At 57.4% G+C, this 11,495-nt stretch carries 7 protein-coding genes; all 7 read left to right on the forward strand.

Going from position 1 to position 11,495, the window contains the following annotated elements; all coding sequences use genetic code 11:
* The first annotated feature begins 501 nt into the window (after positions 1 to 501).
* Positions 502 to 864, forward strand: coding sequence for an FtsL-like putative cell division protein (locus HMPREF2890_RS06970; protein WP_070467009.1), 363 nt, complete (start codon positions 502 to 504; stop codon positions 862 to 864).
* A 24-nt stretch (positions 865 to 888) separates the two neighbouring features.
* The gene (locus tag HMPREF2890_RS06975; protein ID WP_070467011.1) at positions 889 to 3,051 is read left to right on the forward strand and encodes a penicillin-binding protein; all 2,163 of its coding nucleotides are present in this window, start codon (positions 889 to 891) and stop codon (positions 3,049 to 3,051) included.
* Between the two features lie 27 nt (positions 3,052 to 3,078).
* Positions 3,079 to 4,551, forward strand: coding sequence for a UDP-N-acetylmuramoyl-L-alanyl-D-glutamate--2,6-diaminopimelate ligase (locus HMPREF2890_RS06980; RefSeq protein WP_070467013.1), 1,473 nt, complete (start codon positions 3,079 to 3,081; stop codon positions 4,549 to 4,551).
* Between the two features lie 3 nt (positions 4,552 to 4,554).
* Positions 4,555 to 5,820 carry a phospho-N-acetylmuramoyl-pentapeptide-transferase gene (gene mraY, locus HMPREF2890_RS06985; RefSeq protein WP_070467015.1) on the forward strand — a complete coding sequence of 422 codons (1,266 nt, stop codon included), beginning with the start codon at positions 4,555 to 4,557 and terminating at the stop codon, positions 5,818 to 5,820.
* A 6-nt stretch (positions 5,821 to 5,826) separates the two neighbouring features.
* Positions 5,827 to 7,188 carry a UDP-N-acetylmuramoyl-L-alanine--D-glutamate ligase gene (murD, locus tag HMPREF2890_RS06990; protein WP_070467017.1) on the forward strand — a complete coding sequence of 454 codons (1,362 nt, stop codon included), beginning with the start codon at positions 5,827 to 5,829 and terminating at the stop codon, positions 7,186 to 7,188.
* A gap of 345 nt (positions 7,189 to 7,533) precedes the next feature.
* Positions 7,534 to 8,010 carry a hypothetical protein gene (locus tag HMPREF2890_RS09190; protein ID WP_070467019.1) on the forward strand — a complete coding sequence of 159 codons (477 nt, stop codon included), beginning with the start codon at positions 7,534 to 7,536 and terminating at the stop codon, positions 8,008 to 8,010.
* A 1,531-nt stretch (positions 8,011 to 9,541) separates the two neighbouring features.
* Positions 9,542 to 11,377, forward strand: a complete 1,836-nt coding sequence (locus HMPREF2890_RS07000; protein ID WP_070467021.1) for an AMP-dependent synthetase/ligase — start codon at positions 9,542 to 9,544, stop codon at positions 11,375 to 11,377.
* The last annotated feature ends 118 nt before the right edge of the window (positions 11,378 to 11,495 follow it).

The following is an 11,495-nucleotide window of genomic DNA, read 5'->3' on the forward strand; positions in this document are numbered from 1 at the left end:
AAAAAACGGGCACCCCTGTCGGGGTGCTTCGTCTTCCACTCTTCACGATGAGATGACTGGCTTCTGCACTGCTCAAATGCGTCCCCCCTGCTCAGTCAGGCGGGGCGGTGCTCCAGATAAAAAGGACGTCTCTCTCTGTGATGACCTCAAATCGGACGAGTCGGACAAGTCGGACAAGTCGGACAAGTCGGACAAGTCGTGAGGCACCCGAAGGGTGCTCTCTCCATAGGCATCGGTCACCGCTTTGCGGATGACCGATGTGCCGATACCTACCTTGATCCCCTCGACCCCTTGCGGGTCGCCGAGCAGAAATCCTCTTTCCAGGCGCCCCCTCTGGGCATCGCATTCCCCAGGCAAACTTGATAGTGCGACACACTTGTGGCTGCTTCTTTCCCCAATCCTTCACGATGAGATAAATGGCTGTTGCGTCACCTGCCTTTCGTGGGGTAGGGCGCTTCATTGTAAGGCGAAATAGTTACCTTTGCTACAAATAGAATCAAGATGGAGAGGAATAGGGCAAGGAAGCCAAAGTTTAGGCTCAATCGTCAGACCTTCTTAGACCGCTTAGGCGACTTCTGGGAGGGGAAGTACTTGGTTCGCTCGATGAACACGCACGCCCTCCGCTGGGTGGTCGCGCTGGCACTCTTCTGCCTCGTCAGTATCTTCAATTCGTACCACAGCCTGCGGCAAAAGAGCAAGGTTGACCGGCTCGACAGGGAGATCACCGAGCTGCGGATGGAGTACGTATCCACCTCCTCGACGCTGATGGGTGCCCGTCGCCTATCCGCCATAGAGAGCCGTGTCAGCGAGGAGGGGCTCGACATCTCCATCCCCAAGAATCCTCCCATCATCATCGACCGGTAAAGCCCGGGGAGTGTGTGGATATAGATGGAGGAAGAGAGAGAGAAAAAGCTATCCCGTCAGGAGGAGCAGAAGGAGCATAGACTGCGGCAGTCCTACCGGACCTACAAGATCATCGGTGGGATGCTGCTGGTGGCGGCGTTGCTCGTCTTTGGCAAGACCTTCCTCACCGCCACGACAGACGCCCCGGCATGGCGTAAGCTCAATGCCAATATGCGCCGCGCCAATCAGCCCTCCCAGCCGCTCCGGGGAAACATCTACTCCGATGAGGACCACCCACTGGCGATCAGCGTCCCCTACTACGACACCCGCATAGACTTCCGTGCCGGTGGCTTCGTAGACAGCCTCTTCACCGCCAATGTCGACAGCCTCGCCTATCAACTATCCAGCCTCCTCAAGGACCGCTCCGCCGCCAGCTATCGACAGCACCTGATGCAGGGGTACAGTAAGCGGAGCCGCTCATGGCCCGTCGCCACGCGCGAGGTGACCCACAGCGAGTTGCAGGAGATGCTCCGGATGCCCTACCTCCGCACCCGCAATCGCAATGTCTCCGGCTTCACCACCTCCCGATACATCCGCCGCATACGCCCCTACGGTTCGCTCGCCCAGCGCACCATCGGCAGCCTCCGGCGCGACCCCGACAGCCTCGGCATCACGCACGGCAGTAGCGGCCTGGAGCTCGCCTTTGACTCCGTCCTCTGCGGGAAGCAGGGGCTGGATGCCTTCATCTTTGTCCCTCCACGCTGGATCCGCGACCCGATCAAGCTCCCCACCAACGGCATGAGCGTCTACACGACGATCAACGTCACCATACAGGACATCACCGAGCGGGCCCTACGCAGCGCCCTCGAGGAGTATGGTGGCACCTGGGCCTGCGCCATCGTCATGGAGGTGGCGACGGGGCAGATCAAGGCGCTCTCCAATCTCGATATGGCGGGTGAGGGACACTACATCGAGCGGACCAATCACGCACTGGCGGACCTGCTGGAGCCGGGCTCGACCTTCAAGGCTATCTCCATCCTCACCGCCCTCGACGAGGGCTACGTCACACCGAGCGACACCGTCGATACCGGTAGCGGGCGCTACACCTACCGCAAGGGGCTGACGATCGTGGACTGGAAGGCGGGAGGCTTCGGTCGGGTCACGGTGCGGGAGGCGATGTATCAGTCCTCCAACGTCGGCGTCGCCAAGACGGTGCTCAAGGGATTTGAGAAGCGGCCGGAGGACTTCTACAATAAGCTTATGGGGATGAATATCTTCTCCCCCATACGACTGGAGATCCCCGGGACCGCCGTCGCCCGGGTGGCAGACATCAAGGACTGGGGACCGGGTACTCTGCCGTGGGTCTCCTTTGGCTACAGCGTCCAGATGCCTCCGATCTATACGCTCCGCTTCTTCAATGCCGTTGCCAATGGGGGCAAGATGATGGAGCCCTATCTCGTCTCCCGCGTCACCGGCGAGGGTGGCACCTACTACGAGCGTGAGCCGCAGGTGATCAATAAGCAGATCGCCGGACGAGCGGCCATCGACTCCCTACAGAGCATACTCCGAGGCGTGGTGATCCAGGGTACGGGGAAGCGAATCAATACGCCCAATGTGACCGTCTCCGGCAAGTCCGGCACCGCCCAGTGCATCGATGCGGCGGGACGGTATATGAATAATCGGCACCGCTACTCCTTTGCCGCCTACTTCCCGGCCGAGAAGCCTAAGTACTCCTGTATGGTGGTGATCAACGCACCCTATAAAGGCAATCTCTCCGCCGCCCCCGGTGCGGTGATCCGCAGCATAGCCGAGCAGGTGAGCGCCACCCAGCACAAGATCCGCCTCCGCGATGTGCAGAGCGACTCCACAGCCGTCTTTACCCACGTCATGGGCGGAGGACTCCGCAGCGGTGTGGAGAGGGCGGCTCACATGACGGGGATCAAGCGACCCAAGGGGAGCGCTGACTGGGTCGGCTACCTCCCTGAGGATAGTCTCCGGCGCCTCAGCGACCTGAGCATACGGATGAATACGATGCCCAACGTCGTCGGTATGGCCACCTCCGATGCCCTCTACCTCTGCGAGACGCTCGGGCTGAGTGTCACCTGCAGCGGGCGGGGAGGGTACATCCTCCACCAGACGCTCACCCCCGGCACCCCTCTGAGGGGTAGGGGAGCGATCCGCCTCACCCTCGGAGAGCCAAAGTCATAAAATCATCACTTTATCTCACAATAGGTAATGAAACTCAGTAAAATCATGCGGGGCGTCCCCCACGAGCTGATCGCCGGGGAGGACAGCATCGAGATCGGGCAGATCTGCGCCGACTCGCGCTCCGTGGGCAAGGGGGACCTCTTCGTCGCCCTGCGCGGTCTGGTGACCGATGGACACCGATTCATCGATCAGGCACTCGACCGCGGTGCCGCAGCGGTCATCTGTGAGACCGTCCCCGACGACTATCGCCCCGGGATCGCCTACATACGCGTCGAGCACACCGATGTGATCTTAGGAGATGTGGCGGCCAATCTCTACGACCACCCGTCCGACAAGCTCCGCCTCGTCGGCGTCACCGGGACCAATGGCAAGACCACTATCGCCACACTCCTCTATGAGCTCTTCCGCAAGCTGGGCTACCGCGTGGGGCTGATCTCCACCGTCTGCGTCCGCATCGACGATGAGACGACACCGAGCCACCTCACCACACCCGATGCGCTGACACTCCAGAGGTACCTCCACGAGATGGTGGAGGCAGGCTGCAGCTACGCCTTCATGGAGGTCTCCTCAATAGCGATCCACCAGCACCGCATCGGTGGGACCACCTTTGCCGGCGGGATCTTCACCAACCTTACCCGGGACCACCTCGACTACCACAAGACCTTCGCCAATTACCTCCGGGCAAAGCAGATCTTCTTTGACGAACTGCCGGAGGAGGCCTTTGCCCTCACCAACCTCGATGAGACGAATGGGATGGTGATGGTGCAGAATACCCGCGCCCAGGTCCACACCTATGCGCTCAAGCGGAGTGCCGACTATAAGGGACGGCTCCTCGAAGAGCATCTCGACGGGACGGACCTGATCATCGACGGGGAGGAGATCTCTGTGCGACTGGTCGGCGCCTTCAATGCCTACAACCTCCTCGCCGTCTACGGTACGGCACGACTGCTCGGGGCACCTAAGGAGGAGACCCTCCGCCAGATCAGCACCCTGACGGCGGTGACGGGACGCTTCCAGACCCTCGCCTCCAAGCGGGGATACTATGCGGTGGTCGACTTTGCCCACACACCCGATGCGCTGGATAACGTCCTCACCACGCTCACCGACCTGCAGCGAGTCCACCACGGACGCGTCATCACCGTCGTGGGGGCGGGAGGGCACCGCGACAAGGGCAAGCGACCCATCATGGCCGCCACCGCAGCGAAGTACTCCGACCTGCTGATCCTCACGTCGGATAACCCCCGCGACGAGGATCCGCGGCAGATACTCGAGGACCTCTGCGAGGGACTCTCGCAGGAGCAGCTCGCCTCCACACTCCGTCTCGTGGACCGGCGTGAGGCGATCCGCACCGCCTGCACCATGGCTCAGCCGGGAGACATCATCCTCATCGCCGGCAAGGGACACGAGACCTACCAGGAGATCAATGGGGTACGGCACCACTTCAGCGACGTGGAGGAGGTGCACCGAGTCTTTGAGGACGAGGAGCGCAGGAGCGAGTAGCCTATGCTGTACTACCTCTTTGACTACTTCGCCTCGCAAAACCTCCGCTGGTCGGCGGTATTCAATTACGTCAGCACCCGCGCCACCTTTGCCGTCATCGTCAGCCTGATCGTCTCCATCGTCATCGGTCGGCAGATCATCACCCTCCTGAGGGAGAAGCAGATCAGCGATGCCGTGCGGCCCTACACCATCGAGGGTATGCTCTCCAAGAAGGGCACCCCCACGATGGGCGGGCTGATCATCCTGGCGGCCATCCTGATCCCGACGCTGCTCTTCTGCCGGCTCGACAATATCTACATCATCCTGATGATCATCGCCACGCTCTGGCTCGGCGGACTCGGCTTTGCGGACGACTACATCAAGGTCTTTAAGAAAAATAAGGAGGGTCTCGCTGGGCGCTACAAGCTCGTCGCTCAGATGGGTCTCGGTGTGCTCGTGGCGCTCGTCTTCCTCACCTCCCCGGCGGTGGTGATCAAGGAGAATGCCCGCCAGGTGCTGGAGGAGGGTAGGGTGGTGACCGAGTTTGCCACCGTAGAGACACAGTCCCTCCAGACCACCATCCCCTTCGTCAAGGGGCATAACCTCGACTACTCCGCCATCGCACCATGGCTCGGGATAGGGCAGAATAGTGAGCTCTTCACCATCATCTTCGTCAGCCTGCTCTTCGTCTTCATCGTGATGGCGGTCTCCAATGGTGCCAACCTCACCGACGGGCTTGACGGCCTCTGCACCGGCTCCTCAGCGATTATCGGTGTGGTGCTGGGGATCCTCGCCTACATCTCCTCCCATATCGAGATGGCAGCGTACTTCAACGTCATGTTCATCCCCGGAGCGGAGGAGCTGGTCGTCTTTGCCGCCGCATTCATAGGCGCGACGGCGGGCTTCCTATGGTTCAATTCGTTCCCCGCACAGATCTTCATGGGCGACACGGGGAGCCTGACGCTGGGTGGCATCATCGCCATCTTTGCCATCGTGATCCGCAAGGAGCTGCTCCTGCCGATCCTCTGCGGCGTCTTCCTCGTGGAGACGCTCTCGGTGATCATCCAGACCACCTACTTCCGATACACTAAGCGACGCACCGGCGTGGGGAAGAGGGTCTTCAAGATGACCCCCCTCCACCACCACTACCAGAAGCCCGGTGACGGCAGTATAGACGCCCTCCTGCAGCGGCCCTACCGACCGATCCCGGAGGCGAAGATCACCACCCGCTTCTGGCTCATAGGCATCGTGCTGGCGGTGCTGACGATAGCGACACTTAAGTTTAGATAATATAGTATGGAATACACCATTGTCCTGGGAGGGGGCGAAAGTGGCATGTGGGCCGCCCTCCTGGCGAAGCGACTGGGGCACAGGGTCCTCCTCTCCGACAGCAATACGCTCCGCGATGCCACCCGCGACCTACTGCTCCAGCATGGGATACGGATCGAGGAGCGAGGACACTCCCTCCCCGAGCTCGAGCGTGCCACGAGGGTGATCAAGAGCCCCGGCATCCCCGACAGCGCCGCTGTGGTGCAGCGCTGCATTGAGGCCGGCGTGCCGATCGTCTCAGAGATCGAATTTGCCGCACAGCACGTTGCCCAGGGTAGCATCCTCGTAGGCATCACGGGGTCCAATGGCAAGACCACCACTACCACCCTCACCGCTCACCTCCTGCAGGCGTGTGGCATCGATGCGGTGGCGTGTGGCAATATCGGTCTCTCCCTCGCCCAGTGTCTCGTCCGCGACCCGCACAAGGTCTACGTCATGGAGCTCTCCAGCTTCCAGCTCGACCATATGTACGACACCCACCTGCACGCCGCGGTGCTGATGAATATCACGCCCGACCACCTCGATCGGTACGACCATAAGCTGGAGCTCTACGCCGATGCCAAGGGTAGGGTATTCCAAAACCAGACCGAGGAGGACTACGCCATCACCTTCGCCGATGATCCCGAGACAGCCACCATGCTCGCCCGCAGGGATCCAAGCCCGGCGCACGACCTCTCCTTCTCCCTCACTCGCACCGACACCGCCGCCTACCTCGAGGGCGACACGATCCACATCCGTCTCTCGGGTGGCAAGGAGTGCCTCATTGACTACTCCCGCCTGCAGCTCAAGGGCCCCCACAACGCCTGCAACGTCATGGCCGCCTGCCTCGTGCTCTACGCCCTGGGGCTGGACCCCGACCTCGAGGATGGCACCGTCACCGGGGCGCTGGAGGACTTCACCGGCATAGAGCACCGCATGGAGCTTACACGCGTCCTCCATGGGGTGAAGTACATCAATGACTCCAAGGCTACCAATATCGATGCCACCCGCCACGCCCTCGAGGCGATGCCGGAGGGGCGGACGATCCTCTTCCTCGGCGGTACCGACAAGGGCAATGACTACGAGGAGATCAAGCCACTCGTGGAGGCGAAGTGCAAGGCGCTGATCTACCTCACCACCGACAGCACCAAGCTCCACAAGACCTTTGATCCCCTGCCTATCCCCTCCTTTGATGCGACTGGGATGGAGGAGGCCTTTGTCCTCGTGCAGAGTCTCCATCCGATGGAGGGCGACGTGGTGCTTCTCTCACCCGCCTGCGCCTCCTTTGACCTCTTCAAGAACTACGAGCACCGCGGAGAGTGCTTCAAGGAGCAGGTCGCCAAGCTCTGACGCCTATCTATAACACACATAGAGCCTATCCGTAGTCATACGGGTAGGCTCTTTTTTTTGCTCTATAGCAGGGTTACTTGGTAGTGTGTAAGTAGATGTAACGTATTATTTAGTGTGGTATCCAAAGCTTCCTACATTTTTGTCCACGTGCGTATTTCTGATGAAAAAAGGTAACTCCATAGTTTTGATCGCACCGATCCACTAACTCTTCACACAAATAGTATCGTTTGATTATATTAGATATATTTGTCTTGTAATCGAAATACAGAACTACTTAAATCATTCTAAGCTACACAGGACTCAGACATCACACCATAATTTAATTCACTAACAATCTATCTTAATATGAAAAGAGTACTATTCTTCTGCCTGTTGTTATTGTCCTTCAGTTGTTCCGCTTATACTCAGCAGAGCCAAAAGATGATATACAACGATGACTTTGTCAGCAAGTTTGACTCCATACAGATTGGAAATAGTCCAGCGCAGGTAAAGCTTATATTAGGTAACCCTTACAAGAAGGCATTTGCGCAGTATAAGGATGGAAGCAGAGTCGAACAATTGTCCTACAAGACACAAACTGATCACCCATACTTAGTATGGACTGAAATAATCTATAAGTTTTCATTTTTGAATTCTAAGCTTATAGCAGTTGAGAACAACGAGTATATAGGACGTACAAATACTCAAATAGTTGTAGACGAAGGAGGTATATCCCAATTTATGACTCAGGTGCTTCCCTTTATTCAGCTTGATGATAATACCAAGCAATCATCTTCGTGTCGCTGTAAGGACTGCACAACATCTCCATCTACAAAGCCATAGATATAATCAGCATCCCGATAAGTGGCAGAGTATTCATCACAATGAGTTACTCTGCCATTTTATCTTAGTATACAGTGCTGGTCACAAATGAAGAATTGTAGAGGTAGATAAATCCACCATCTGCACCGGTCATTGTCGCCCCTCTTTTATCCTAACATGGGGTGTTGGTAGAGTGTTAGTAGAGGGGAAAAAGATGTTAGTAGGTGTGGAAAACTTTTTCTCGGATTTTGCTTGCAATTGTGAGCGAAAAAAGGAACTCAGAAAGCAATCCGGATAGCCAAACTTTTAGTGCAGAAGTTATGCACCACTTTTCCACAGCCATACTCACACTCTGACCAACCGGCCAAAGTCGCTCGGGCACGGAGTTCCTCGGAGGGGCTGACTGTTTCACCAACACTTTCCACACCCTTCCTCATCATCCTTTACAGCATTACATCAAGTCTATCTCTCTAAAAGGTATAATAGGATGAAAGGAGCGGGAGCGGAATGACGTGTTGGGGAAAAAGGAGAGGGCGAAAAACTACCCTCCCTCAGAGATTTCTCTAATACCGATATTAGTGAAGTCTAATATCGGTATTAGAGTTGTCTAATATCGGTATTAGTGAATAGGCTGACTCACAGGACCTATTTTTCCCCTTGTGTGAGCACTCTATTTTACTCTTCCAAATACACTATTAAGTGCGGAAAAGTGTCAAAAATCACACTTTTCCATAGTTAATAGTGCAACTATTGCGATTGTTGGGCATATCGCCTAATAGGCTTGGTAGGGGTATAGGGGTGACGCACTTGAGTGGTACAGAGGCCATTCATCTCACTGTGAAGAGTGGAGGAACGATGCATCCCCTGTGGGTGCCTTTATGCTATCTACCTACTTGCCCTCCATTGTAACCTCGAGGATAGGGATCGCCTGATCACGAAGCACCCCTGCCGGGGTGCCAGCTTCCTAGCCACAGGTCAAGGGGCGTAGCCCCGAAGATCCGTGGACAGGGCGTTGCAAGCCATCCCACGACCCCGCCAGGGTGTCGCACGGGTTGCCTGACCGGTAAGTGCGACGCCCTGTCGGGGTAGCTGAGGGAGCCATATGCATCCGGTGCGACCCGCAGGGGGTCGAGGTCAAGAAGGTCGATTTGTCCACAGGTCATCGCCGCTGGTGCGGCTCGACCTGTGGCTATCAAGCGGGGATCCCTGTCGGGATCCTCCATCCGCAGCAGAGATCGATGCCTCGGGGTCTACTGCCTACCGATGGCGGGTCTCGGTACATCGGTCACCGCTTCGCACTCGACCGATGCCTATGGAGAGACTGTTGCACGAAGGATGAGATGCAAAGTCTCAGCACATTTGAAACAAATGTGCGAGAATGGCACTTCGTACAACATTCTCTAATGAGATACCTCTATTGGAGCTTGGGAGAAGGGAAAGGGCGAAAATTATTCTCACTATAGGACTTTTGTGTATCTTTGTCTCCGTAAGGGGTTTTGCGTAAGGAGAGACACCTTTACAGGAACGATACTTCAGCTATCTGATAAGAGTTATGAGCCATACACCTGAGATATATCCGCTGTGTCAGCTGCCGGATGCTAATGTAGAGCGCTACGGGGCTGCGGCCCCCTGCCTACTCATCCGCGATAATGCCTCCAGGACGTGGCATGAGATGAGTCAGCAGGCCTTTGCCGACCTGACGCACCGGATGGCTGCGGCACTCCTCCGCTTCGGGATCCGTCCTCAGGAAGGGGTGGCGATCTTGTCGGAGAATAAGGGGGAATTCCTCGCCCTCGACCTTGCCGTGCAGCAGATACGTGCCTTCAGTATCCCCATCTATGCCAGCTCTGCTGCAGGAGAGATCCGCCATATCGTGACGGAGGCGGAGATCAGGCTGATCTTTGTGGGCGACGACAGGCAGCACAGTATGGTGAGCGAGGTGGTGAAGGATCTGGACTGCACGGTGGTCTGCATCGAGCCGAGTGAGAGGAGACCCTTTGACGGCATCAGGCTGACTGACTTCACGCAGATGGAGGAGGGCGAGTACGAGCGGTACCGGGCGGAGATCAAGGAGCGGATGGCAGACTATAGCCTTGACGACATCGCCTTTATCCTCTACACGAGTGGTACCACCGGCACATCTAAGGGAGTCCCGCTCACGCAGCGCAATATCATCACGGCCATCAAGGCTCACTTGGTGATCGAGGGCATGAAGCCGGGCAGGGTGTCGCTGATGTTCCTGCCTCTGGCACATATTTTTGAGAAAATGTTTAGCCTCCTCTGTCTGCAGTGCGGGGTGACCATAGCGGTGAATGAAAATGCTCGCTCGCTCTTCCACTCGCTCAAGGAGGTGCACCCGCACTTTATGTGCAGCGTGCCGCGTCTCTGGGAGAAGCTGCATCAGGGGCTGATGAAGTATGTGCGTGAGGCGCCTAAGTCGCTCCAGAGCGTGGCTCGGAGGGCGATGAGCGTGGCGACCGCCTATCAGGAGAAGTATATCTCGACGGGACGGAGAGCGCCCCTCCTGAGGAGACTGCAGTATAAGTTTTACGACAACATCTTCTTCCACACGATCAAGAAGAGGCTCGGCATCGACCGGGGGCTGGTCTTCCCAACCTCCGGTGCGGCGCTCAATGAGCATGTCTACCGATCGCTCCTCTCGATGGGCATCCCGATTATGTACGGGTATGGCCTAACGGAGACGACGGCATCGGTATCCTTCAGCCGTCAGGGCGACTTCGTGATCAGCTCCGTGGGGCGTGTCATCGACCCGGTGGAGGTGAGGATAGATGAGTCGGAGGGGGGCGAGATACTGGTGCGGGGTGATACCGTCACGCCCGGCTACTACAAGCGCCCGGAGGAGAATGCGAAGGTCTTCACGGCCGATGGATTTTTCCGCACCGGAGACCTCGGTAGGATGGATGAGAAGCGCAACCTCTTCTACATCGAGCGGAAGAAGGATCTCTACAAGACCAGCAACGGGAAGTACATCGCCCCCAACTTCCTCGAGGGGCAGATCCTGCAGGACGAGCTCTTCAGCCAGGTGGTCACCATAGGCGATAAGCGCAATTACGTCACCGCTCTCGTGGTACCGGACTATAAGGTGCTGAGCGAGCTGATGGGCGAGGGAGCGCCGACCGATCCGAAGGAGCTGGCAGAGAACGAGGAGGCGCAGAGGATCGTCAAGGAGCATATCAATGCGACGCTCCGTGAGCAGGCCGACTATGAGCAGGTAAGGCGGTTTGTGCTGCTGACAGAGCCCTTCTCGATAGAGAATGGCCTCCTCACCTCGACGATGAAGATCCGCCGGGCACGCATCATCGAGTGCTACACGCCAGAGATAGACGCCATGTACGGCTACTCGGTCGACGAAAAGCCCGAGCTCTGACCCACACCATACGCCAAAAAAAGAGGCGTCCAGGGGATCTCTAAGTCCCTCGGATAGGTGGCGACGCATTTGAGCTTATCAATAAGAGAAGTGATAATCAGTCGCTGTGCCATCTCGT

The sequence above is a fragment of the Porphyromonas sp. HMSC065F10 genome, assembly GCF_001808555.1.
Classification (GTDB): domain Bacteria; phylum Bacteroidota; class Bacteroidia; order Bacteroidales; family Porphyromonadaceae; genus Porphyromonas_A.